Below are 22,163 nucleotides of genomic sequence, written 5' to 3'. Positions count from 1 at the left end.
GAGTTCATGACCCTGTGCTCGAAATACCGGTATTTGCTCCTGTTCCTCTTTGCTTTTATTGGTGTGGAATCTTGGAAATACGGTATTAAGAGCGGGATTAACTCTCTTGTTGGAATAATCCTTGGTCTAATCATTGTATTCACAGTAGCGCTATCGGTCAGAAAGCTTGGTAGGCGCGTTTATAAGGGCATTTACTGCAGGTTAGGCTTTGATATTGTGTATGAGTTCTTGCTTGGAAAGAGTGGAAAAGTAAAGCAATTTTTCTCAATTTTTATCCTAATTTCAACTCCACTCTTTATGCTCAATGCATATTCTTCAAATACCCAATTTTGGCTCTTTATTGTGCCCATGAGTGCAATAACAACTATGATTGTTTACTGTTCGTTCAAGAGACGAACACTGGAGCAAGGTGAGGGTTGAAGTGAAGCCCGCGGGTAATGTGATTGCAAGCATGGAATGCAAACCTACAGTTATCCCCCTGGACGGTTCAACCACTTGTACTGTTCACTTTGAGTTAAAGGAACCAACAACAATTACTGTAAACCTAAAAGCTGTCAAATTTGGAGGCAAGAAGGTGTGGCCAAATGGGCCGAGTAGTGTAACTGTTAGCAAGCAAACTGTGGCCCTAAGCCCAACGAACGTGGAGGAGGATTTAACGATAACAATCGCGATAAATGACGAGCTGGCGAATTATTACTTCGGAAAACCTATTTACGAGACATACATTAACGAGCTTGGGGGACACTCATACTTAATTGAAGCAAGTTCAGCTGCCTGAATTATCCAGTTTCAGATGTCATAACAATAAGTTACAAGGACACAAGGAGTGGAGCTGAAAAGGCTATTGATTACGGTTCAACCGCAGGGGAAATAATATCGACAGCACAGCTTGTTGTTGAGGGCAGTAACCCTGTGGGCTGGGGCGTCTTCATTTTAACAAGTCTTCCAAAGCTTGGAAAAGCCGCCTCAGAGGTTCAGTGGATAATTAAATGGGGTGTGAATGGATTCCCACAAGAAAACGACAATAATGCTGTAGTGGGGGGATGAAAAATGGACACTTCCCTTGCTGTTTCTATCTTTTTGTGGATCGTTATAGCGTCCCTTGCTATGATATCTTCACGGCAGGCCATTGCTAGTCTTGCGATTATTGTAACATCCGGTACATTGCTCTACGTTCGAACTCAATGAGCGCACTCTGGCCGCTTATCGCTTCCTTTATGCTATGGCTTGCAACCGCTCTGATCAGCATTAGAAGAAATGCAATCGGAATAACCAGAAGAGAGATTGAAAACAGTGGGGCCTTAGCCTCCATCCCATTTCTTGTCTTTTCGGCAACGTTGCTCTTTAAATATCCAGGATACGGGGCTTTTGGTGTTATACTCTGGTTTCTCCTCTGGTATTACCTTAAGACCGTATGCAAGAGTTTAAGCACATTATGTCTACTAATCCTCTATCTCCCAACTCTCTTATTCATGGTAGTCTATAGAACCCCAATTGCCGCTGTATACGGTGTAGTTACACTGTGGTTGCAGAGGGAGATTAAAATCCTACAGAAGCTGAGGAATAAAAAGTGACTATAAAAAGGATATGTTCACAATCTATTCCTCAAAACACCAACGAAAAGCCGAACGGAGTCTGGAAGAGCACTGGAGCAAAGTGAGGGTTGGTTTTCCCCATCAGAGTATTTGAACGCAATCCACATCGGATTGATGGTCTTGGAGTTAATGCCACGTGGTTCAACATGCCCCTCACCAACCCAGGAAAGTATTACTTCACGCTTTACGTCAATGGGGAAATCGAAGATGAAAAAGTTATAACAGTAACCTCCAACAGTGGCGTGATGGCGTGGATGACTTGTAGTCCGGAGTTCGTCAGTGAGGACGTGGATTCAGTATCGTGTCGTATTGAAGTGGAGAACTTAGACAGTATGCCAGTAGACATCTGGATAACGGACGTTTACTTCGCCGGGGGCAAGATATACGACCGTACTGAAGGCGATAACCTAATAGCTCCAAATCCAGAAAGCTTGATGTTGAACCCAGACTATTCAGAGATTTTCACTTTCACAATTCCCATTAACGGTGAACTTCAGAAGAGAGTGCCCGGTGGACTTAAGTGACATAGACCTCGGAACACCAATAGCAATTAAAGCCTACTTAAACCGACTAAAAGAACCAGTAACATACGTGGTGAAAATGAACCCATGGGAGTCCAGGTTAAAAATCAGTGTATCTTCAAAAGAAGTGATATCTGTTGCTATTTCGATAGGGAGAACTGCATGGAATATTGGAAGAAAGAATCCCAAGTCATTAGCAGTTTGGATGTCTTCTGCTGGCGAAGCAATTTACACTGCAGGGCTATCATTGTTAGTTCAAACATGGGCTGAACTATGCGGGATTGGCTTGATAGAACCCATACCTCCGAATGATCCAGGAGACAATAACCTGATAGTGGGTGATGAGTCATGAACCCTGAGAATCTTGTTGGATTCTTTTTAATTTTTCTTCCTGCAATGCTGCTGATTTTCGTAATAGCCTACGTTGCAGTGGTCAATTCGCTTGAAGAGGGTAGAAATGAATACTTCATTAGCATATACGTTGGAGTACCATATCTTGTGCTTTTCTGGACAGCTATAATGTCAGAGACAAAAAATGGCCTGCTAGGATGGATGTTAATATTTGGATTTTTGATAGCCAGTAGGGCAGTAAAACCACGGCATTGATAGACGGATTGACATTAGGCTCACTCGTGTACTTGACTCTTACGTCAATAGTTCCATCGTAGGGTTATTAGCTTATATTCTGATCCAACTCAAAAGTGAATTGAGAGAGAATGTATTAGTGTACTTAATCCTACTATGGAGCTCGTTAGTGCTTGTCACTCCACCGTCGGTATCCCAAGCAGGGACAGTAACCTTTGTAGGTGCGGTTCATGTTATCACATCAATGAGGCTCCTAGGAGTTTCAGGGGCGCAAATAAATTTCAATTAGTCGGGGGATGAATGATGCAATTAAGTCTGACTACTGAGTGGAAAGATCCAAGGAATCTTTTTAAAATATTTGCTTTTTCCTGTCTATCCCAGCATGGCCAAAAGGAACTACACTCAAAGAGATTTTGGGACTAAGTACTGCGACGTTCATAATAATATTAACACTACTGTACATTTGGAATCTCCTAGCACCCACCGAAGACCTGTGACAAAAATCCAGCATTACATGGGGGTGTTACTGATGAAGCGTGAACTTTGTAAACTAGGTCTCAATAGGGCATGTATAATGGATCTCGCTTTAAAAGAACGGAGTTTTGCCAAAAGTCTCCAGCAGACAGACACCAACCTGATTGGAGGCGGTTGAAGTGGCAGTTAATCTTGAGGGCTTCTCTTCCTTTCTTTTAATCGTCATCTCCCCAGTCCTCTTGCTTTCGCTGGCAGTGTTAGTCAGCAACAGGGATCTTATTCGCAGAACCAATTTCCGGGTGGGGGCCGCAAAGATATACACTTGGGCGATTATATTGCCAGCGTACTACCTGGCGTTTATATTTGCCTTCCACATGAGGGTCAGGTACTATCTGGCAGGTGCGATTAGCTACCTACAGCCCCAGCCTCTCCCCAATTACTTTGAAGACCTCGGCGAAGGCCCTCCCTATCACCTCCTTTTTTCTCGAAAAGTGCGTGACGTCCCCGGTGAAGTTCTCCTCCAAAATCCTGACGGCTTCATCCACCGTTATCTTCCCCTCGAGCCACGCGTAGGCGAAGATGGCCTCCGCTATGTCGCCCTTTCCGTGCTTGTCGGTCCTCGGCGGAATAACATGCCTGAGTCCCGCCAGCTCAAGGGCTATCGTGAGCGACGCGTTGGGAACCCTCTCCCCCGTGGGCCTACCCAGATACTCGCTCAAAGCGAGCGAGAAGACGAAGTTTACCAGGGAGTCCCCGAACTTTGAAAGTCCCCTGTCCGTGAAGTTTCTCTCGTACCTCAAGCTCTCACCCAAACCCTCTCCGAGAACCAGGCTTTAAGGTTTTTGAGGTACGGCAGGGTGCTCCCCAGGAGGAGGGCGTACAGCAGGATACTCAGAACCAGAGAATAGGCGACGTAGGGGACATCGCCCCAGACCCCAATCGTGAAGCGGCCCACAAACCTAACAGCGGTCCAGTTGGGGTTCCGCAGGTGGACGTGAAACCAGAACTCGCTCGGCTGGAGGATTGGCCATATCCCGATGTAAAAGGCCGTGAAGAGTGAGATCAGCCTGACCTTCCCCCGGATGTTGAAGGCGACGAGGGTCAAAAACGCGACCAGGGGAAGGAGGTACTGGGGATTAACGCGCCAGTAGGTGGCGGTAAAGGCGGCGTAGGCAAGCGAGGCGGAAACCACCAGGTTTCTTTCAAAGGAATGCCTCACAAGGGTGAGAAAGAGAAGGAGAACGGCCGGGACGTACCAGTGCTCGATAAAAATCAGCGTCTCAACCCCGTGAGCCTCGTGAAAGTACGTGAGCAGACTGACGAAGCCGTTCATGCTGTACGATAACGGAAGGGGATACCCGACTTCAATCCCCTGCATCAGCTCGGGAAGCGTGCGCAGGCTCGACGGACAGAGGAGCAGCAGGGGAAGAAACGGCACGGCGGCCCCTGCAAAGAGAAGTGCGGCTTTTTTGAGACCCCCAACTCCTTCCAGGAGGTAGTCCCACAGGGAAACAACGGCGGGGAACAGGAGGGTGTGTTTAATCGTCAGGGAAAGGCCCTGGAAAGCGGGCGAGATGTTTTCCCTGTTCCGCAGATGAAGTCCGAGGAGGAAAACGGCCAGGGAAACGGCATCGAACATGCCGTAAACCGCAGAGACATGGATCACCATGGGGTTTAGATAGTAGAGGGCGCTTCCAATGAGACCCTTCCACTCCCCTTTTTTCCGAAGAAGTAGGTAGATAAGAACCGCGGTTGCCGTATCGGCAGTTATAAAGAGCAACTTAACGGAGAATGCCCATCTGGGGTCCACGTAGACGTGGTAAACGCCGCCGCTCCAGAATGTCTCAACCCCTCCGCCAACGAGAACCCTGATCCCGGCCAGCAGGTAGGCCAGAACTGGGCCGTAGACGTAGGGCCACGGGTAGGGCCAGCCCTTCGCGGCATAGGCGAAGGAATCCGCATATGAGTAAAAGCACGCGCCGTGTTTTAGCATCGTCCCCGCGAAGCCGTAGAACTGGGCAAGGTCGCTTCCCACCGAATAGGGCGCAAGGGCAAGCCGGACTGTGAGACCGGCCAGTACGATGAGGGCAAGAGCTCGTTCAGGGTGCCTCAAGATTCCATCCCTCGAAATGTATCCATTTCAACTGGAAGTTAGAAGAGTTCCAAATTTAAGGGTTTCGAAAATCGCCGCGTGGAACACATCAAAGGAGAAAAGGAAGGTCACTCGCCTATGGCTTCCTTCCAGGCATCGAGAACGGCCCTTGCCCTGTCGAATATCTTCTGAGCGGCCTCCTCAAGGGCCTTCTCTGGAGTCACTTTGCCGTCGGTGACGATGCGGAACTTCGGCTTCCGGGCCATGAGAACCGGGTGCTCTATGGTGTAGCCCGCGAAGGTGACGTGCTTGTTCTCGTGGAGCACCTCGTTGAGCAGGTTGGCGAAGGTGTGATCCTCTCCCTCGAGGTAGAACTCAAGGACGTTTTCCTCACGCTTGATGACCTCAATCTTCATTTTCCTCACCCTTCAAGTGGCTAATCAGCATCTCCAGCGCCTGCTCCTTGTTCTTCACCAGTTCGTATTTAAACTTATCCTCCTTCCACTCTGCGAGACCGAGTTCCACCAGGAGGTCGATGACGTCCTCCGGTTCGAGATCGTAGGCAACGGCGGCGGGCAGGACGACCTCCCTTATCTGCCGCGTTGTTTGGAGGGAGATGTCGGACAGGTATCCGCCAAGGGTTCCCGTCAGGGAGACCAGCTCCTCCCATGGCATGGACGTTACCAGCTCCCCATCCCGCACTTCAACGGTTTCGCCGAGGAGCTCGAGGGTCTTTACGAGGATAGGGGTTGAAACGCTGGCCCCCGCCTCTCTGAAGAGGTCGTCTATGGTGTACCTGTAGAGGCCACGTTTGTCCGGGTAGAGCTTGGCCCTGACGCGGTTGTGTATTTCCCGTATCCTGCGGATGGCCTCGCGGATGTCCTCCTTCGTCCCCTGGACGTTTATCTTCAGGTCGTTCAGCTTGCCGTGGACGTATATGAACGCCGGAAGGCGGAGGCGCTGAAGCTCCCGCATGAACTCCTCCTTCTCCCGGTCGTCGCGGACGTGGATGGTTATTACCTTCTTGGCCCTCGCCATGCTCACACCCTCATCTTCCTGTAAAGGGTGGAGAGCTTCCTCGTCTCAACGCTTCCGCAGCGCGGACAGATAAGCCTGTCGCCGCGCCTCACCAGGGGGGTCCTGCAGCGGGAGCAGAGGGCATATACCACGCCGAGGTCCGGCCCCTTGGTGGACAGCTGTATGGGACTCTTCTCGTTGGCTATGACCCTTGCCCTAACGATGTCGCCGACCTTGAACTCCGTGGACATGCCCTCAACGTAACCGTCCCGGACCTGGGATATATGGATTCCCGCGAGCTTCGAGGTGGCTATCTCCCTATCGTCCTCCCTTCCCTCGATTTTAACCAGCTGGACTATCGCCGCCTGCGGCTTGACCTCTATGACGTTCGCTATGACCACGTCACCCACCTGCGGCAGGGGCGGGGTGTCGGTGACGGGTTCAACGCTTATTTCCATCCTGTCCTGGTCGATTACAACCTTCCCAGCCCTCACGGCGTAGAGCTCACCGTTCTCTTCCTTAACACCTTCCCCCGGGAAGTACTCCTCTATGACGCCAAGGTAGTCACCGGGAAGAACGATGTCACCGTTTTTTGCGCCATTCTTTTCGTCCATTCTCCCACCTCCATGAAAGTTGCGGTCCGGATTTTTAAGCCTTTGCCATGCGGGAGGATTTATAAGGGCGAGGGGAAAAGTTTTAGTAATTCCAATTGAGCCTATGGTGGTGGTTAAAGATGAGAATGCTTCTGATACACTCGGACTACCTCGAGTACGAGGTCAAAGACAGGGCCCTTAAGAACCCGGAGCCGATAAGTGAAGAACAGAAGAAGGGAAGGCTCGACGAGGTTCTGGCGGTTTTCACGAGCGTTGAGAAGGTCGACGAGACCAACCCCGATGAGGTCGTCGAGAAGGCCGTTGTCGAGATTAAGGACGTTGCTTCACAGGTAAATGCTGACAGGATATTCGTTTATCCCTTCGCCCACCTGAGCAGCGAGCTGGCAAAGCCCGACGTCGCCCTCAAAGTGCTCCAGAAGATCGAGGAGAGACTCAGGGAGGAGGGCTTTGAGGTCAAGCGCGCGCCCTTCGGCTACTACAAGGCGTTCAGGCTGAGCTGCAAGGGCCACCCGCTGGCGGAGCTCAGCAGGACGATAGTCCCGAGCGGCGAGACGGTCAGCAAAGAGGAGCGCAACATAGCCCTTGAGAAGGAGGAGGAGCTGAAGAGCTACTGGTACGTGCTCACCCCCGAGGGTGAGCTGGTCGAGGTCGAGAAGTTCGACTTCACCGGGCACGAGAACCTCCGGAAGTTCGCCAACTACGAGATAAGCAAGAACAGGATAGCCGACAGGGAGCCGCCGCACGTCAGGCTCATGCTCGAGCACGAGCTCGTCGATTACGAACCGGGAAGCGACGGCGGAAACCTCAGGTATTATCCGAAGGGGCGCCTGATAAAGGGTCTCCTCGAGCAGTACGTCACCGAGAAGGTCATAGAGTACGGCGCCATGGAGGTCGAGACTCCGATTATGTACGACTTCGAGCACCCTGCGCTCGAGAAGTACCTCAACCGCTTCCCGGCGAGGCAGTACGTCGTCAAGAGCGGCGACAAGAAGTTCTTCCTCCGCTTCGCTGCCTGCTTCGGCCAGTTCCTTATAAAGAAGGACGCCACCATAAGCTACCGCAACCTGCCGCTCAGGATGTACGAGCTTACCCGCTACTCCTTCAGGCGCGAGAAGAGCGGCGAGCTTTCGGGCCTGAGAAGGCTCAGGGCCTTCACGATGCCCGATATGCACACCGTAGCTAAGGACCTCAAGCAGGCGATGGACGAGTTCAAGAAGCAGTACAAGCTCAGCATGGAGGTTCTCAGGGGAGTTGGTCTCACCCCGGACGACTACGAGGTTGCCATAAGGTTCACCGAGGACTTCTGGAAGGAGAACAGGGACTTCGTCGTTGAGCTGGCGAGGATAATCGGCAAGCCTGTCCTCATCGAGATGTGGAAGCAGAGGTTCTTCTACTTCATACTCAAGTTCGAGTTCAACTTCGTGGACAACCTCGACAAGGCCGCTGCCCTGAGCACCGTCCAGATCGACGTCGAGAACGCCGAGCGCTTCGGCATAACCTACTACAACGAGGAAGGCAGGGAGGAGCACCCGCTCATACTCCACTGCTCGCCGAGCGGGGCCATAGAGCGCGTCATGTACGCCATCCTTGAGAAGCAGGCGAAGCTTCAGGCGAAGGGCACCAAGCCGGCCTTCCCGCTCTGGCTCAGTCCGATACAGGTCCGCGTTGTCCCGGTCAGTGAGGAGGTCATGGACTACGCACTCTACGTGGCCGGAAAGCTTGAGGGAGCCAGGATCCGCGTTGATGTCGATGACACCGGCGACAGGCTCAACAAGAAGATAAGGAAGGCCGAGAAGGAGTGGATTCCCTACGTGGTCGTCGTCGGCAGGAACGAGAAGGAGCAGGGCACCGTAACCGTCAGGAGGAGGAGCGACGGAAGGCAGGTCGAGATGCAGCTCGAGGACCTCATCAGGGAGATAAGGAGCCAGGTCGAGGGCTTCCCGTACAGGCCGAGGCCCCTGCCGCTGCTCCTCAGCAGGAGGCCCAAGTTCAGGGGTTGAGGTTCTCTTTCAGCACTTTTTTCAGGTATATCTTTTCCTTATCCCCCGTCACCCTCAGGGAGTACGTGACCGGCTCAAAATCCGCACAGGGGGATTTTATTATGTACAGCAGCTCCTTAATGTAATCCTTCTCGATCCACGACCTCGCCAGAACGACGTAATCACTGATGGTAGAAGTCCACGCGACGAACCTCTTTGAAACTATATCCGAGTTCACGGGGAGCAGAAGAATCGAATCGGGGAATCTAACGCTCTTTGTGGCCACGGTCTGGTTGAGCAGCTTGAGCGTGTTCTCCTCTCCGAGCATCATAGCCGCACCGTCGAGGGTGTATACCAACCGGATAATTTTCCCGGAGCTCACCTTCATCCTAAGGGGGCCCCAGTAGATACGGTCTATCTTGGGGTTTATTGTTTCGGGCTCAACCTTGTCGAGGTAGAACACACCCGGGAGGTTTTCTGTACTTGCGTAGCGGGAGCCAAACACATCTATCACTGCAAGGTTGCCGTTTTGGAGCACTTCCATGAAGTCCAGTCCGACACTGCGGCCCCGTCGAAACAGTCCCCGAAGGGGGACGCTGTAATTTGACATAACCCCAAAATAGCCCTCTTCAAGGGCTTTCTCAAGAAAAAGGAGAGAGACCTGCCACGCCGAGGAGTACGCATCATATATAACCGCGACGGTGGAACCGGAAATGCATTTATCCTGAAACAAATCAAAAATATTAAAATCACTCATTTGGGCCACCCTGTGAGGCCCCTGCGAGGATCTCACTCAGGAAGTCCCTGGCATCCTCGCTGAATTCCTTCACAGGGACTTCCTTACCGTACTTGTCGTAGACCCTGCCGTCCCTGAAGTTTATCTCAAAGACCTCATAGCGCTCCTCGCCCTTCTCGTGGTGCTTGATGCCGTGCGCCTTCAGGTGCCTCTCGAGGCTCTCGACATCGACGTACTTTCCGCACTCTTCACACCTGTAGAACTGCCAGAAGACGTAATCCTGGCCGGCGAGCATGTTGTTCTTGATGTGGTTGATGAGGGCGCCTCCGAGGTACTCATAGAGGTCCTCCTGGATCAGGTTCCCCCCATCCTCGACGACCTTGAAGCCGCTCCATACGATGTGGTCGTTGATATCGGCGAGGGTCGCCTTTATGTAGCGGTAGGTAAGGATGAACGCCCCGTTGTGGACGTAGAACACGTTCTTGTCCGGAACCGCTATTATCCGTATTCCGGCCCCATCACTTTTGGCCAGCTTCTCCGCGTGCTCCTTGTTGTCCGCGACGTCTATTGTGACCCGGACGTTGCTCTTCTTGTGGATCCCCACTATCCTGTCACCCGTTATTTCCCAGTGATAATCATCCAGGTATCTCACCTGAGCGTAGACCCTCTTTATTCTTGGGCTCAGTTCACCGTACTGCATCAGTCACCACCGTGGGGAACTCGAAGCCAACGTTAATAAGCTTTAGCGGAAAATTTTAAAAAGGGTCGTTCAGGGAGGAAAAGGTTCCGATGGAGAAAAGCTACCTCCCAAAGCGCCTCTGGCGCTTTTGATACTCGCGTATTATTCTGAGGAAGTCAATCTTTCTAAACTCTGGGAAATACACATCAACGAAGAACAGTTCGCTGTATGCAATTTGGTACAGGAGAAAGTTGCTTATTCTCTCCTCTCCGCCGGTCCTTATGACGATGTCGGGGTCGGGCATGTTCGGGTAATAGAGGTACTCCTTTATGAGCTCCTCATCAACGTCCTCCGGCTTTATCTTTCCAGCCAGGGCGTCCCTCACGATGTCCTTAACCGCATCAGCTATCTCACTCCTCCCCCCGTAAGCGAGGGCTATGTTCAGCGTGTAGTTGGAGTACTTCCGGGTGGCCCTCTCTGCCTCCTCCGCGGCTTTCCTGACGTTCTCAGGGAGAAGCTCCTTCCTGCCCAGGACGTTAACGCGGATGCCGTACTTGTGCACCCTCTCGTCGGTGAGGAGTTCCTTGAACTTCTCTTCAAAGAGCCCCATGAGAGCGTTCACTTCCTCGGGCGTTCTCTTGAAGTTCTCGGTGGAGAAGGCGTAAACGGTGAGAGTCCTTATACCCAGCTCACGGCACCACTCGAGTATCTCTTCGAGCTTCTGGGAGCCGAAGAGATGGCCGTACCAGGGGGGCTTCTCGAGCTTTCTGGCCCAGCGCCTGTTTCCGTCCATTATTATGGCCACGTGGTTGGGTATGCGGCCTCCCTTGACCCGATCAAGAAGGTACCCCTCATAGACGTCGTAAACGGGCCTGAACAAAATGTGGGGAACGTGAGAAAGAAGACGGGAAAGCATCCGGCATCACTCGATCCTCTTCCTTGACCCGAGGTGCTTCTCAGCCAGCTCCATGTATATCTCGGCGTTCTTCTTCGTCCACTCGATATCCTCTTCGCTGAGCTGCCTGACGACCTTGCCGGGAACGCCGACGACGAGGCTGTAGTCGGGTATCTCCTTTCCGGGCGGAACGAGGGCACCGGCACCTATAACGACGTGCTTGCCTATCTTGGCACCGTCGAGCACCACGGCACCCATGCCTATGATGGTGTAATCACCTATCTCGGCACCGTGCACGACGGCGTTGTGGCCGATGGTGACGTACTTTCCGATTATCGTCGGCTGGCCGTGGGAGGTGTGTATGCTGACGTTGTCCTGAACGTTGGAGCAGGGGCCAATGTAAATCTGCTCTATGTCTCCCCTCAAAACGGCGCTCGGCCAGACGCTGCTCTTCTCCTCAAGGACGACGTCTCCTATGACGGAGGCACTCTCATCGACGAAGGCGGTCTCATGAATTTTAGGCCTCTTTCCATCGAGTTCGTAAATCGCCATAAGCATCACCAGCTTTACTCCTCGACATAACTTATAAACCTAACCGGGCAAGATGGTTCGAGGGAGTGCAATGAGGTACAGAAGGGGAGCGAGCGCGGAGAGGGAACTCATAAAGATGCTCGAAAAAGCCGGCTTCGCGGTCGTCCGCTCTGCCGGAAGCAAGAAGGTTGATATAATAGCCGGAAACGGGAAACTCTACCTCTGCATAGAGGTCAAAAGCACCCACGATGATCGGCTCTACTTCAGCGAGGAGGACTACAGAAAGCTGACAGCCTTTGCCGAGCGGTTCGGGGGAAGGCCCGTGGTGGCGGTTAAGTTCATCAACAACGGCTGGAGGTTCTTCTACCCAGCAAACCTGGAGAAAGGGGGCAAGAACTATAAGGTGAGCCTTCAAACAAAGAATTACCTTACCTTCGATGAAGTCATCGGGCGACAGAGGTCCCTCAAAGGGGTGATAGAACGTGAAACTTAGGGGCATCATGATGATACTCCTGCTCACTGCGGTGCTTCCGTTTCTGCCCCCCACAAGCGCCCAGTCGCCTCTCGTAATCGTGCCGCTGAACAACGACTTCTCCGGGGTTCCCGGGGACACCATAATAATCCCGTTCAGGCTGGAGAACCTCGGAAACCAGACCCTCGAAAACGTCAGCGTCTACATCACAGGGCCTGCCGAAGGATTCCTCTACCAGAGCAAGGTCATCAGAGAGCCTATAGGACCGAACCAAACCTACCAGGACACGCTCTCCGTGAAAATACTGAACGCAGACACCGGGAGGTACACCCTGAAACTGGTAGCGAGGATGGGAAACACGTATAGTGAAGCCCCAATCGATGTTAAAGTCAGACTCGTGGTGGACTATTCCCTGTACGTCATCTCTGAGGAGAAGTACATATACGGTCATGAGGTTTCGCTGAAACTTAAGGCCGTTACCGGGGCGAACGGCGTGCTGACCGGAAGGATCGGATATTATATGAACCACAACGGACACATCGTTAAGAACGTCAGCCTGGTGACATACATTAAACCCGGAGACTCGTGGGAACAGGATGTGTTCCTCCAGAAGCCTGAAATCGGGGAATACACCCTGACTCTGTGGGCAAACTTTAGCGGAGTTTTCAAAGAGGTTTCCAAGACGTTCATTGTATACCAGAGGAACCTCACCTACCGGGCGTTTTACAGGGACGGTTCAATAAACGTAGAGGTTTATGGGGAGGATGGAAGGGGTGTAGAGGGAATCCCCGTCAGCATCAACGGTACGGTGCTCACGACCGATGAAAGCGGCAGGGTGATTTACGCAGTATCCACCCCCGGAACTTACCGGATAACCCTGAATCTGGACGGAAGAATAGCCCACACTACTGTCAATGTGGACTCCCTACAGATGACACTCTTCCAGAATAAAACCAGAATTGTTGTCACAGTCACCAACACAAAAGGCGACCCCCTGGCCAATGTAACCGTTGTGGCCGTTGGGCCGAAGGGGACGGATTACAGGATAACCGACACATCCGGGACCGCGGTAGTTAACCTTGAAATCACCGGGTATGGAACGGTCATGATTCGGGCCACGAGCAGTAGGTATCTGGGCACGTCCGCCAATCTCAAAGTTGCCGAACCGGAAAAGCCTTCCGCGCCGACCACAACGTCCAGCCCGAGCCCAACGACCACCACACCCCAACCACCCACAACCACCATTCCCTCAAAGCCCACGAAGAATTACGGCCCGCTGGCGGCAATACTTCTGATTGCGGGCGTGGTTCTGGCCGGAAGTTCGTACATGGCATTCTTCAGGCCAACGATTCTGGAGGAAACCCTCGACAGATACTACTTCGTCAAGGTAAAGGCGCCCCGGCTGAAGGGCGTCGATAACTTCAGGTTCGAGAAGGGGGTCAACGCGATAGAGGTCAGGGCGACGAAGGGCAGGGCCGAAATAGGCGACGGAAAGGTTGTGTGGGAGATAGAGCATCTGGAGCCGGAGGAGGAGGCCTACCTGCAGGTCATCCTCGGCTGAATCCCTTTTCTTTCGTAAACCTTATTAAGCTGACTAAACACATTCAGATGGAAATCTAAAGGAGGCGAAAGCCATGGTGGACATTGAACTGCTCAGGAAAGTTGTAGAGGCGCCAGGCGTTTCCGGCCACGAGTTTCTTGGAATAAGGGACGTCGTTTTCGAGGCCCTGAAGGACCACGTGGACGAGATATACGTTGACAAGCTCGGCAACGTTATCGCCCACAAGAAGGGTAACGGGCCGAGGATAATGATCGCGGCCCACATGGACAAGATAGGCGTCATGGTCAACCACATAGACAAGGAGGGCTACCTCCACGTCGTTCCCGTTGGAGGCGTTGACCCCAGAACCCTCGTCGCCCAGAGGATAAGGTTCTTCACCGAGAAGGGCGAGCGCTTTGGAGTCGTCGGCCACATACCGCCCCACCTCCAGAAGCCGGAGGACAGGAAGAAGGCCGCCGACTGGGATACCATAGTCGTTGACGTCGGCGCGGACAGTAAGGAGGAAGCCGAAGAGATGGGCTTCCGCGTTGGAACCGTCGGTGAGTTCGCCCCCGCCTTCGTTCAGCTCAACGAGAACAGGATTGCGACGCCCTACCTCGACGACAGGGTTTGCCTCTATGCCATGATAGAGGCCGCCAGGAGGGTTGAGAGCCACGAGGCGGACATCTACTTCGTCGCCTCCGTGCAGGAGGAGGTCGGCCTCCGCGGTGCCAGGGTCGCGAGCTACGCCATAGACCCCGAGATAGGCATAGCCATGGACGTCACCTTCGCCAAGCAGGTCGGCGACAAGGGCAAAATTGTGCCCAAGCTCGGCGGCGGCCCGGTCATGGACGTCGGGCCGAACATCAACCCCAAGGTTCGCGCCTTCGCCGACGAGGTTGCCAAGAAGTACGGAATAGAGCTCCAGGTCGAGGCCAGCCCGAGGCCTACCGGAACCGACGCCAACATAATGCAGATCAACCGCGAGGGCGTTGCAACGGCAGTCCTCAGCATACCGATACGCTACATGCACAGCCAGGTCGAGACCGCCGATCTGAGGGACATAGACAGGACCATCGAGTTTGCCAGGCGCTTCCTCGAGGAGCTTCGCGAGATGGACCTCATTCCGTGAGGTACTACTCAACGGCGATCCACTCAACACGCACCAAAACAAACGCTGAGGGCATGATAACCGCTTCCCGCGTGATCAGGGGCCTTTTCTAATTTTTCCGGTACTTCTAACTCTTTGGAATTTATACAATGTCCCCAAAGCGTTCCAAGGAAAAAGTTTATTTTGTCCGGGGTTAACTTTGATATTGATAATGCAACAACGATTCAGAAACGTCCGGCAACGGAGGCACCGCGATGATAGAAGTTGAGCTGAAGGGGTACGCCAACGATGACATTTTCGACCATGTCCGGGAGAAGTTCAAGCTCATGAGGCGGGAGTATCAGGAGGACACGTATTTCTCGCACCCCTGCCGGGACTTCAGCGAAACGGATGAGGCACTGAGGATACGGGTGAAAAAATTTAATGGACATTTTGAGGCGTTCTTGACGTACAAAGGACCCAAACTTGACCAGGAATCAAAAACGCGCCGGGAGATAGAGGTGCCAATAACCGACCCCGACGAGCATGAACAGATACTGAACTCCCTGGGTTTCCACGAGGTCATGACCGTTGTAAAAGTGCGGGAGAAGTACTACTACGACAAGGGGATAGTAATCACCCTGGACAATGTGGAAGGACTCGGCAAGTTCGTGGAAGTGGAGACCCTTGTGGAGAGCGAGGAGGAGATAGAGCCCGCCGTAAAGAGACTTCGGGGTATACTCAATTCGATAGGGGTAACCAAACTCGAGAGAAGATCCTACCTGGAATTGTTGCTCGGGGGGAAAGGATGAGTAGAAGCAAACTCGACGAGTTCTTCAAGTCCCTTGGGGGTAGGGAGAATAAAAAATCAGACCTGGAGATACTTGATGAAATCGAGGATTCTTTAAAGGAGGGCAATATAGACCACGCCATACTCCTTCTCCGTGATATAAGCAAGGAGCACAATCTTTTCCTGGCCCTGAGAATGGTGCTCAGAGAAATCCTCTCAACGGGCAATCTCACTGGAAATAAGTCAGGAGCCATCCCCCCAAACGAGGCCGAGGTCAGATCCAGGATTAAGGAGCTGACCATCCTGGTGAACACTATACTTAACCCCCTGCACCGTGCGGTTTTAATGGCGGACATTGCCATCGCGTTTTACAAAATCAACGATGATTTCAGCGGGGACATGACACTCAAAGCTGCCATAGACCTCGCAATAAACAGCACGAACATACTAAAGGAAATAATACTCGGGCTCGTGAATCATGGCCTCCTTGACAAAGCGGGCTACGCGATGAACCTCGTCAAGGACCCAGAAAAACTCGACGTTGTTCTGGCCCAGCTGGCAGAAAAGCTGTACCGGGAAGGGGACCTGGAAAAGGCAACGCGGGTTCTGAAGCACATAACACACCCATTCCACAAAGCCATGGCGCTTTACTCCATAGCCCTGATAGAGGCAGATAGAAACAGGGAAGACGCCAAGAAGATACTGGAGGTAGCGTTTAAGGTGGCGGAGAAGATAAACGACCCCCACGCGAGGTTTGAAGTGAACATGAAGCTCTACGACTTAAAGCACACGCTCGAAGGCACCTCCGTCAATCTGATGAGCGTCCTATCAGGCGAAGGAAAGCCTCAGGAGTGAGAACCGTCTCACCCAGCACGCCCCTTTTCTTCAGCTCGTGGGAAACCTCAAGGGCCGGCGGAAGCTTCACCCCGAGCTTTCTGAGGGTATCTGCCTCCTCCGCGACCTCCTCGGGGGTCCCCTGAAGGACTATCTCACCACGATCCATGACTATGACCCTGTCGGCGTAGCGGAGAATGTAGTCAGTATGATGCTCCACGAGGACGACGGTTATACCGTGCTCCCTGTTGAGAAGCGACACAAGGCCCAGAACCTCCCTCCTTCCCACGGGGTCAAGCTGGCTCGTCGGCTCGTCGAGGACTATTATTGACGGATCCATCGCAAGAACCGCCGCTATAGCGAGCCTCTGCTGCTGACCGCCGCTGAGATTGGGCGGGAACTCCCCCTCAAGACCCCTCAGGCCGGTGACCTCGAGAGCCCACCGCAGCCTTCTGAGTATCTCATTCCGCTCAAGCCCCAGGTTTTCCAGACCGAAGGCTATCTCCTCCTCCACGGTCATGTTGAAGAGCTGGCTCTCGGGGTTCTGGAGGACGAGACCGACGACCGCGGAAAGCGTTGGGACGGGAGTTTCCTTCGTGTTGTACTCCTCCCCCGTCCTTGGGTCGGTAATAACCACATCGCCCCCGAACTCCCCCTTTATCGAGTTTGGGATTATTCCGTTGAGGGTGAGGCAGAGGGTGGACTTTCCGCTCCCGCTCGGGCCGATTATCCCGAGGAGCTCCCCCCGCTTTACCGTGAAGCTGACGTCCTTCAGGGAATACCTCTCCGCCCGACGGTACCTGAAGCGAAGGTCCTCCACGCTGATCACGTTCATCTGCCCCTCACCACCCTCGGAACGAGGAAGAACGTACTTATAATGAAGACCAGGGTGGAGAATATCTCGAGCCTCCCTATCCACATGTGGAGGATGAGGAGCACCTTCATATCGACTGGCATGTAGGTTGAGGTTATCCCCACGCTCAGCCCAACGTTGCCCTGTGCGGAGGCCACCTCGAAGAAGGAATCCACGAGGCTGGTCCCCATGCGAAGCATCGTGTAAACAGTCCCAAAGAGGAGCAGGGCGATGTAGGTTATCGTGAAGCTCATGACCTCCTGAATATCCTCCTCGGTGAACAGATAGCTGCCGACCTTGCGCTTTATAATGGCTCCCCTGGGGAGTATGGCCTGTTGAATCGTCCATTTGAGACTCTCGTACATCAGCGTGACGCGAATGAGCTTTATACCACCAGCGGTGCTTCCGGCGCCACCGCCTATGACCATGAGGATTCCGATTATGAACTTGCCGAGTTCGGGGTACCTGCTGAGATCCGCTATGCCAAAGCCTGTGCATGTTATTGCAGAGACGGAGTGAAAAACCGCCTGGCGGAGGGAATCGCCCACGTTATCGCCCACCTGGATGAGGCTGTAGGCAGTTATAGCCACCGCAGGGATGAGGAAAATGAACATGTACCTGACCTGGATGTCCTCAAAGAAGGGCTTCAGGTGCTTGCTGACGAACATCTTATAATGGACAGTGAAATTAACGGCACCCATTATCATCAGGAATATCGTGACCGCCTCGATGGACGTGCTGTTGAAGTAGCCGATGCTGAGGTCGTGGGTGCTCATACCACCCGTCCCCAGGCCGGTCATGGAGTGGGTAACCGCATCGAAGAGGGGCATGCCGTTGATGTAGTACAGGTAAACGCCCACAATCGTCAGAACGGAATATATCTGGAAGATGACCTTGGATGTGTTGACCAGGTTGGGAAGGATTCTCTCGCTCCTGGCTTCGGCCCGGTAAAGCCTCGCGGCAGCCACCCCCGGACGTATGAGGACGGTAAGGGCAACGAGGACTATACCGATTCCACCGAGCCACTGCATCCAGGCACGCCAGAAGAGGAGGATATGGGGATAGCTCTCCAGGTTGGTCATCATGGTGAGACCCGTACCTGTCCACGCGCTCATGCTTTCGAAGTAGGAGTCGATGAACGACATCTTGGCTATGGCCATGAAGGGTACGACGCTTATGGCGGAGGCAAAAAGCCAGGTGAACGCGGCCGAAACCATTGCCTGCCGGAGGTTGACGTCCTCAATTTTGCCCATGTGCCTCGCCAGCCAGGCACCGAAGAGCACGGAGAACGTACCCGGCAGGGCAAAGTAGATAACGTATTTAATCTCCTCCGGGTAGAACCAGGCCAGCAGCACAGGGATGAGGTAGGCGATGCCAACACCCTGAAGGATTGAACCGATGAGGTTCTTCACCACGAACAGATCGTCCGAGATGTTGATGTGCTTGCCGAGTTCCAGCATAGGCCCACCGTAGGTTTAGGGTTCACACCAAATAAAAGGTTTTCCCGTGGAAAGGTTTAAGGGGCACGGTGCTCCCCCAGTTATGGTGATAAAAAGTGGAAGAAAGGGAGGCGCTGATAAAGGCCGGTGAGATAGCCAGACAGGTCAAGAAGGAAGTTGCCGGACTCATCAAGCCCGGGGCAAAGCTCTACGACATTGCAGAGTTCGTTGAAAGGCGTATAGTCGAGCTCGGAGGAAAACCGGCGTTCCCGTGCAACCTTTCAATAAACGAGATTGCGGCCCACTACACACCATACAAGGGCGACGAAACCGTCCTCAGGGAGGGTGACTACCTCAAGCTCGACCTCGGGGTCCACGTCGATGGATACATAGCCGACACCGCCGTGACCTACCGCGTCGGGATGGAAGAGGACGAGCTGATGGCGGCCGCCAGGGAGGCCCTCGAGAACGCCATCTCCACGATCAGGGCAGGTACCAAGATAAACGAGCTGGGGAAGGCCATAGAGGACACCATACGCGGGAAAGGATTCAACCCGATAGTCAATCTAAGCGGCCACAAGATACAGCGCTACAAACTCCACGCCGGCATCAGCATACCCAACATATACCGGCCGGCCGATAGCTACGAGCTCAAGGAGGGGGACGTCATAGCGATAGAGCCCTTCGCAACCACCGGCGCCGGCCAGGTCATAGAGGTGCCGCCGGCACTCATATTCATGTACGTCCGCGATAGACCCGTCAGAATGGCCCAGGCAAGGAGGCTCCTCATGCACATCAAGAGGGAGTACAGCACCCTGCCCTTCGCCTACCGCTGGCTGCAGGACTTCATGCAGGAGGGACAGCTCAAGCTTGCCCTCGCCCAGCTCGACAGGGTTGGGGCAATTTACAGCTACCCCATACTGCGCGAGGTCAGGGGCGGCACGGTCGCACAGTTCGAGCACACGGTTATCGTGGAGAAGGACGGGGCGTACATCACGACCTGAACTCTCTTCTTCCCTTCTTGCCGGTTCGCTGGAAATCGGACTCGGTATCCGAGTTCTGCGCCCCGAACAGGTTGGTTTTGGGAAGTGAAGTTTAAGAAGGGGATTAAGGAACCCTTGCGGGCCCGGCAGTTTGTTGGCGCCGGGGCAGGGATTTGAACCCTGGTGGGCAGAGCCCACTGGATCTCGAGTCCAGCGCCTTCCCAGGCTAGGCTACCCCGGCGTTCCCCAGCGACGAACACTCCCCTGCGAAGGAGCGTAACGGCCGTCACGACCTCCTCAACCGTCAAATCCTCGGACAAAGCCACCTCAAGGAGCTTCGCCACGATTTGGCTCACGTTATCCCAGCACTCCTTGGCCTTCCTGTAGATCTCTGGAGGTAGCGTAATGTGCAGACGCGGTGAAAGGCGCCTCGGCTTCCTCCGCTTCCGCGCTCCGGCCTGCTCCTCCCCCATCGCTTGGGAGTGTCCGGACACACCACTCGATTTTACCATGACGAAAACACCCAACAGACTTTATAAATTTTTGGCCTAAAAGCCTTTTCCATTGAACAGCTTTAACTCGACGCCTGCCGAGATGCTCTTTTCTGTACTCCGAAAAAGCCTTCTCATGCCTTTTTCACACCCCGAGCTGCAGCAGATCTTGTCCTGGTCCCTTTGCGATCGCACGACAGATGACGAACTAAAAGCTTTGGAATTGACTCTGTTTAGTGAGATTTATATACTCTGATTTTATACTAACTACGGTGACTTCCAATGGTTGCCCTAAAGAAACTCTATGCCGGAGCTATCCTACTTTTGGTTGTTTTTGCTACAGGATGTATTGGGACATCCACGAATTCCAACCAACCATCCTCCCCGTCTTCAACAACCTTAAGTTCCACAGAGACCAGCCAGCAGTGGACCCCCTCCTCATGGGTAGCTTACGACAACGACATAACTCTGGATAGCCAGTACTATATTGGAGACATCGAGATAACTCACACATCAAAAGTTACTATGCAGCTTGACATTATCTCAGGAGCAGAAAGTATCTCCTACCTCGCAATAATCCCCGCCTCAGAGTTAGAAAAATGGAAAGAAGATTCAACCAGTCTCACTTATGAGTTCATAAGTCACCATGTAAAGAGTGGAACTTATACTGCTACTCTTTCTCCTGGAACCTATTATGTCCTCGTTGGTATTGCCGATCCAATCTACATGACGCTCGCAGAAGGTACAGAGGTTATTGATGCTGGAAAATACATTGGAATACCTATCAGCCTCTCAAACATACTGTATGCTGAAAACGTCAAAGCTACGATAGACATTAGAGAGAACTTGGATATAAATCTGGACTTTATGAGAGCCTCGGAGTTCCAAATATACCAAGAGGGTGGAACACCAAGAGTCGTGGCCTCATATGAAAAGGCCGAAAGTGGAACCTATGACATTACAAACGGCCCACCAAGCTACCTGGACTGGATAGACCCAGATATCTATTACCTTATTCTAGATAACAGTTATTCATTGTTCACTGACAAGACAGTAGATTACACAGTTATGGGAGACATAGTTTATCCGGCAAGAATCCATCTGAAAGTGAAAGTAGAGGAAACAAGATGAGTTCACTTTTTCTTTTTTCGTTTTGAACTGGTCTTAGCTGACTTAGGAACCTTGATGACCTCTTTTATCGTGATTCTAACAAAGTCCCCGTCCTCGATATTCAACAGGTCCCGTATATCCTTCGGGATAACGATTCTCCCATTTGCACTAACCCTTCCCACGATTTCTACATCGTCCACCTTTGCCACTAACACCACCAATGCCACATTGTCATTTTTTCTTAAATATTTACCTATTTGGTATAAATGACAATTATGTCATTATGTCTTCAGAGACATTGGCGACATTTTTGCCACAAGGCTTATTTACAATGACATTAATGTCAAATTTGACAAATTTGGCAGAGGTGTCAGGCCATGCGTGTGGTGTTGGAGTCGGAGATTCGGGAGTTGTTTAAGCAAAATCCAGAGGCGGCGCGGCAGAAGCTTCAGGAGCACGAGTGGGTGATGGACCAGAATGGGACCTTCATACCGTCTGAAGAATTCTGGAGAATTCTCCAGAATTCTGGTTCAGTCAATAAGAACCAGGAGCGCGAACACGAGGTGGTGGGAGCATGAAGCGTGAGGAAGTTCTCGAGCTGATGAAGGACCTCCACGAGGAACTCGGCGATCTCGGCCTCACGCCGAAGATCGGCAACAACTACTGGCCGGCTGACGACAGCTATACTTTGCAAGTTTTCGCAACGAACCTGTACCTTGAGCACCTGGAGCGGATTCTGAACTTCGCAAAGAAGCACAACCTCAAAGTCCACATCTACCAGCACGGATACACATTCTGCATTGAATTCTACGACATCAAGCACCGCGACGGCGACTGGTGATG

General features: G+C 52.7%; 28 protein-coding genes and 1 tRNA gene. 16 read left to right on the top strand and 13 right to left on the bottom strand.

Features of this window, described 5'->3' with window-relative positions:
• The first annotated feature begins 6 nt into the window (after positions 1–6).
• The 6 genes from E3E42_RS08350 to E3E42_RS08325 all read left to right on the top strand — a co-directional run bounded on the left by E3E42_RS08350 (position 7) and on the right by E3E42_RS08325 (position 2,722).
• On the top strand, positions 7–420 hold the full coding sequence (locus tag E3E42_RS08350; protein ID WP_167903982.1) for a hypothetical protein: 414 nt from the start codon (positions 7–9) through the stop codon (positions 418–420).
• On the top strand, positions 410–778 hold the full coding sequence (locus tag E3E42_RS08345; RefSeq protein WP_167903980.1) for a hypothetical protein: 369 nt from the start codon (positions 410–412) through the stop codon (positions 776–778). The genes E3E42_RS08350 and E3E42_RS08345 overlap by 11 nt, the downstream gene beginning before the upstream one ends.
• A 439-nt stretch (positions 779–1,217) precedes the next feature.
• Entirely contained in the window at positions 1,218–1,574 is a 357-nt protein-coding gene (locus tag E3E42_RS08340) for a hypothetical protein (RefSeq protein WP_167903978.1), read from the top strand.
• 266 nt (positions 1,575–1,840) lie between these two features.
• Positions 1,841–2,119, top strand: a complete 279-nt coding sequence (locus E3E42_RS08335) for a hypothetical protein (protein WP_167903976.1) — start codon at positions 1,841–1,843, stop codon at positions 2,117–2,119.
• Positions 2,106–2,468 (top strand): hypothetical protein, encoded by a 363-nt coding sequence (locus E3E42_RS08330; protein ID WP_167903974.1) that lies wholly within the window; start codon positions 2,106–2,108, stop codon positions 2,466–2,468. The genes E3E42_RS08335 and E3E42_RS08330 overlap by 14 nt, the downstream gene beginning before the upstream one ends.
• Positions 2,465–2,722: a hypothetical protein gene (locus E3E42_RS08325; RefSeq protein ID WP_167903972.1), complete on the top strand. Its 258-nt coding sequence runs from the start codon at positions 2,465–2,467 to the stop codon at positions 2,720–2,722. Before E3E42_RS08330 ends, E3E42_RS08325 begins: the two co-directional genes overlap by 4 nt.
• 866 nt (positions 2,723–3,588) lie before the next feature.
• On the opposite strand, the gene E3E42_RS08320 is transcribed toward E3E42_RS08325, so the two are convergent.
• The 5 genes from E3E42_RS08320 to E3E42_RS08300 form a co-directional block, all read right to left on the bottom strand.
• Positions 3,589–3,975: a ribonuclease III family protein gene (locus tag E3E42_RS08320; RefSeq protein ID WP_167903970.1), complete on the bottom strand. Its 387-nt coding sequence runs from the start codon at positions 3,973–3,975 to the stop codon at positions 3,589–3,591.
• Positions 3,972–5,288: a hypothetical protein gene (locus E3E42_RS08315; protein ID WP_167903968.1), complete on the bottom strand. Its 1,317-nt coding sequence runs from the start codon at positions 5,286–5,288 to the stop codon at positions 3,972–3,974. The genes E3E42_RS08320 and E3E42_RS08315 overlap by 4 nt, the downstream gene beginning before the upstream one ends.
• A gap of 107 nt (positions 5,289–5,395) precedes the next feature.
• On the bottom strand, positions 5,396–5,683 hold the full coding sequence (locus tag E3E42_RS08310; RefSeq protein WP_167903966.1) for a DNA-directed RNA polymerase subunit L: 288 nt from the start codon (positions 5,681–5,683) through the stop codon (positions 5,396–5,398).
• A complete protein-coding gene (locus tag E3E42_RS08305) occupies positions 5,673–6,305 on the bottom strand; it encodes a DUF2067 family protein (protein ID WP_167903964.1) in 633 nt (210 codons plus the stop codon). The genes E3E42_RS08310 and E3E42_RS08305 overlap by 11 nt, the downstream gene beginning before the upstream one ends.
• A gap of 2 nt (positions 6,306–6,307) precedes the next feature.
• Positions 6,308–6,898: an exosome complex RNA-binding protein Csl4 gene (locus E3E42_RS08300; protein WP_167903962.1), complete on the bottom strand. Its 591-nt coding sequence runs from the start codon at positions 6,896–6,898 to the stop codon at positions 6,308–6,310.
• Positions 6,899–7,017: 119 nt separating this feature from the next.
• Here E3E42_RS08300 and E3E42_RS08295 point away from each other — a divergent pair, with 119 nt between their 5' ends.
• Positions 7,018–8,898: a threonine--tRNA ligase gene (locus E3E42_RS08295; protein WP_167903960.1), complete on the top strand. Its 1,881-nt coding sequence runs from the start codon at positions 7,018–7,020 to the stop codon at positions 8,896–8,898.
• Here the strand turns inward: E3E42_RS08295 and E3E42_RS08290 are convergent.
• From E3E42_RS08290 to E3E42_RS08275, 4 genes are all read right to left on the bottom strand, one after another.
• Entirely contained in the window at positions 8,888–9,670 is a 783-nt protein-coding gene (locus E3E42_RS08290) for a hypothetical protein (protein WP_370519637.1), read from the bottom strand. The genes E3E42_RS08295 and E3E42_RS08290 overlap by 11 nt on opposite strands.
• Positions 9,627–10,313 carry a TBP-interacting protein gene (locus E3E42_RS08285; protein ID WP_167903958.1) on the bottom strand — a complete coding sequence of 229 codons (687 nt, stop codon included), beginning with the start codon at positions 10,311–10,313 and terminating at the stop codon, positions 9,627–9,629. The genes E3E42_RS08290 and E3E42_RS08285 overlap by 44 nt, the downstream gene beginning before the upstream one ends.
• A 100-nt stretch (positions 10,314–10,413) precedes the next feature.
• Positions 10,414–11,208: a polyprenyl diphosphate synthase gene (gene uppS, locus E3E42_RS08280; protein ID WP_058939201.1), complete on the bottom strand. Its 795-nt coding sequence runs from the start codon at positions 11,206–11,208 to the stop codon at positions 10,414–10,416.
• 6 nt (positions 11,209–11,214) lie between these two features.
• Positions 11,215–11,739 carry a gamma carbonic anhydrase family protein gene (locus E3E42_RS08275; RefSeq protein ID WP_167904056.1) on the bottom strand — a complete coding sequence of 175 codons (525 nt, stop codon included), beginning with the start codon at positions 11,737–11,739 and terminating at the stop codon, positions 11,215–11,217.
• Between the two features lie 70 nt (positions 11,740–11,809).
• Between E3E42_RS08275 and hjc the strand changes: the two genes are divergently transcribed.
• The 5 genes from hjc (at position 11,810) to E3E42_RS08250 (ending at position 16,465) form a co-directional block, all read left to right on the top strand.
• Entirely contained in the window at positions 11,810–12,211 is a 402-nt protein-coding gene (gene hjc / locus E3E42_RS08270; RefSeq protein ID WP_167903956.1) for a Holliday junction resolvase Hjc, read from the top strand.
• Positions 12,201–13,751, top strand: a complete 1,551-nt coding sequence (locus tag E3E42_RS08265; protein WP_167903954.1) for a hypothetical protein — start codon at positions 12,201–12,203, stop codon at positions 13,749–13,751. The genes hjc and E3E42_RS08265 overlap by 11 nt, the downstream gene beginning before the upstream one ends.
• Positions 13,752–13,824: 73 nt before the next feature.
• Positions 13,825–14,862, top strand: coding sequence for a lysyl aminopeptidase (locus tag E3E42_RS08260; RefSeq protein WP_167903952.1), 1,038 nt, complete (start codon positions 13,825–13,827; stop codon positions 14,860–14,862).
• Between the two features lie 233 nt (positions 14,863–15,095).
• Positions 15,096–15,632, top strand: a complete 537-nt coding sequence (gene cyaB / locus E3E42_RS08255; protein ID WP_058939206.1) for a class IV adenylate cyclase — start codon at positions 15,096–15,098, stop codon at positions 15,630–15,632.
• Entirely contained in the window at positions 15,629–16,465 is an 837-nt protein-coding gene (locus E3E42_RS08250; protein WP_167903950.1) for a hypothetical protein, read from the top strand. Before cyaB ends, E3E42_RS08250 begins: the two co-directional genes overlap by 4 nt.
• On the opposite strand, the gene E3E42_RS08245 is transcribed toward E3E42_RS08250, so the two are convergent.
• Together E3E42_RS08245 and E3E42_RS08240 are read right to left on the bottom strand one after the other, a co-directional pair.
• Complete coding sequence (locus tag E3E42_RS08245) at positions 16,419–17,279, bottom strand: energy-coupling factor ABC transporter ATP-binding protein (RefSeq protein WP_167903948.1); 861 nt, start codon at positions 17,277–17,279, stop codon at positions 16,419–16,421. The genes E3E42_RS08250 and E3E42_RS08245 overlap by 47 nt on opposite strands.
• Positions 17,276–18,757 (bottom strand): TrkH family potassium uptake protein, encoded by a 1,482-nt coding sequence (locus tag E3E42_RS08240; protein WP_167903946.1) that lies wholly within the window; start codon positions 18,755–18,757, stop codon positions 17,276–17,278. The genes E3E42_RS08245 and E3E42_RS08240 overlap by 4 nt, the downstream gene beginning before the upstream one ends.
• A 95-nt stretch (positions 18,758–18,852) precedes the next feature.
• Between E3E42_RS08240 and map the strand changes: the two genes are divergently transcribed.
• Positions 18,853–19,740, top strand: a complete 888-nt coding sequence (map, locus tag E3E42_RS08235) for a type II methionyl aminopeptidase (protein WP_167903944.1) — start codon at positions 18,853–18,855, stop codon at positions 19,738–19,740.
• Positions 19,741–19,874: 134 nt separating this feature from the next.
• On the opposite strand, the gene E3E42_RS08230 is transcribed toward map, so the two are convergent.
• Positions 19,875–19,960, bottom strand: a tRNA-Ser gene (locus E3E42_RS08230).
• Positions 19,961–20,492: 532 nt separating this feature from the next.
• Here E3E42_RS08230 and E3E42_RS08225 point away from each other — a divergent pair.
• A complete protein-coding gene (locus E3E42_RS08225; protein WP_167903943.1) occupies positions 20,493–21,341 on the top strand; it encodes a hypothetical protein in 849 nt (282 codons plus the stop codon).
• A gap of 2 nt (positions 21,342–21,343) precedes the next feature.
• On the opposite strand, the gene E3E42_RS08220 is transcribed toward E3E42_RS08225, so the two are convergent.
• A complete protein-coding gene (locus E3E42_RS08220; protein ID WP_206206068.1) occupies positions 21,344–21,538 on the bottom strand; it encodes an AbrB/MazE/SpoVT family DNA-binding domain-containing protein in 195 nt (64 codons plus the stop codon).
• 159 nt (positions 21,539–21,697) lie between these two features.
• On the opposite strand from E3E42_RS08220, the gene E3E42_RS08215 reads away from it, so the two are divergent.
• Positions 21,698–21,898, top strand: a complete 201-nt coding sequence (locus tag E3E42_RS08215; protein ID WP_167903942.1) for a hypothetical protein — start codon at positions 21,698–21,700, stop codon at positions 21,896–21,898.
• Positions 21,895–22,161: a hypothetical protein gene (locus E3E42_RS08210; RefSeq protein WP_167903941.1), complete on the top strand. Its 267-nt coding sequence runs from the start codon at positions 21,895–21,897 to the stop codon at positions 22,159–22,161. Before E3E42_RS08215 ends, E3E42_RS08210 begins: the two co-directional genes overlap by 4 nt.
• Positions 22,162–22,163: the final 2 nt, after the last annotated feature.

It is taken from the genome of Thermococcus sp. JdF3, assembly GCF_012027495.1.
In the GTDB taxonomy this organism is placed as follows: domain Archaea; phylum Methanobacteriota_B; class Thermococci; order Thermococcales; family Thermococcaceae; genus Thermococcus.
This window is presented reverse-complemented; position numbering and strand designations above follow the sequence as displayed.

Excerpts from the sequence above, each read along its gene's own strand:
- E3E42_RS08325 (WP_167903972.1), top strand. The coding sequence starts at position 2,465 with ATGAACCCTGAGAATCTTGTTGGATTCTTTTTAATTTTTCTTCCTGCA.
- E3E42_RS08210 (WP_167903941.1), top strand. The coding sequence starts at position 21,895 with ATGAAGCGTGAGGAAGTTCTCGAGCTGATGAAGGACCTCCACGAGGAA.
- E3E42_RS08300 (WP_167903962.1), bottom strand. The coding sequence starts at position 6,898 with ATGGACGAAAAGAATGGCGCAAAAAACGGTGACATCGTTCTTCCCGGT.
- E3E42_RS08215 (WP_167903942.1), top strand. The coding sequence starts at position 21,698 with ATGCGTGTGGTGTTGGAGTCGGAGATTCGGGAGTTGTTTAAGCAAAAT.
- uppS (WP_058939201.1), bottom strand. The coding sequence starts at position 11,208 with ATGCTTTCCCGTCTTCTTTCTCACGTTCCCCACATTTTGTTCAGGCCC.
- hjc (WP_167903956.1), top strand. The coding sequence starts at position 11,810 with ATGAGGTACAGAAGGGGAGCGAGCGCGGAGAGGGAACTCATAAAGATG.
- E3E42_RS08285 (WP_167903958.1), bottom strand. The coding sequence starts at position 10,313 with ATGCAGTACGGTGAACTGAGCCCAAGAATAAAGAGGGTCTACGCTCAG.
- E3E42_RS08350 (WP_167903982.1), top strand. The coding sequence starts at position 7 with ATGACCCTGTGCTCGAAATACCGGTATTTGCTCCTGTTCCTCTTTGCT.
- E3E42_RS08340 (WP_167903978.1), top strand. The coding sequence starts at position 1,218 with ATGCTATGGCTTGCAACCGCTCTGATCAGCATTAGAAGAAATGCAATC.
- E3E42_RS08275 (WP_167904056.1), bottom strand. The coding sequence starts at position 11,739 with ATGGCGATTTACGAACTCGATGGAAAGAGGCCTAAAATTCATGAGACC.
- E3E42_RS08240 (WP_167903946.1), bottom strand. The coding sequence starts at position 18,757 with ATGCTGGAACTCGGCAAGCACATCAACATCTCGGACGATCTGTTCGTG.
- E3E42_RS08260 (WP_167903952.1), top strand. The coding sequence starts at position 13,825 with ATGGTGGACATTGAACTGCTCAGGAAAGTTGTAGAGGCGCCAGGCGTT.
- E3E42_RS08305 (WP_167903964.1), bottom strand. The coding sequence starts at position 6,305 with ATGGCGAGGGCCAAGAAGGTAATAACCATCCACGTCCGCGACGACCGG.
- E3E42_RS08310 (WP_167903966.1), bottom strand. The coding sequence starts at position 5,683 with ATGAAGATTGAGGTCATCAAGCGTGAGGAAAACGTCCTTGAGTTCTAC.
- E3E42_RS08245 (WP_167903948.1), bottom strand. The coding sequence starts at position 17,279 with ATGAACGTGATCAGCGTGGAGGACCTTCGCTTCAGGTACCGTCGGGCG.
- E3E42_RS08250 (WP_167903950.1), top strand. The coding sequence starts at position 15,629 with ATGAGTAGAAGCAAACTCGACGAGTTCTTCAAGTCCCTTGGGGGTAGG.
- E3E42_RS08295 (WP_167903960.1), top strand. The coding sequence starts at position 7,018 with ATGAGAATGCTTCTGATACACTCGGACTACCTCGAGTACGAGGTCAAA.
- cyaB (WP_058939206.1), top strand. The coding sequence starts at position 15,096 with ATGATAGAAGTTGAGCTGAAGGGGTACGCCAACGATGACATTTTCGAC.
- E3E42_RS08335 (WP_167903976.1), top strand. The coding sequence starts at position 1,841 with ATGGCGTGGATGACTTGTAGTCCGGAGTTCGTCAGTGAGGACGTGGAT.
- E3E42_RS08225 (WP_167903943.1), top strand. The coding sequence starts at position 20,493 with ATGGTTGCCCTAAAGAAACTCTATGCCGGAGCTATCCTACTTTTGGTT.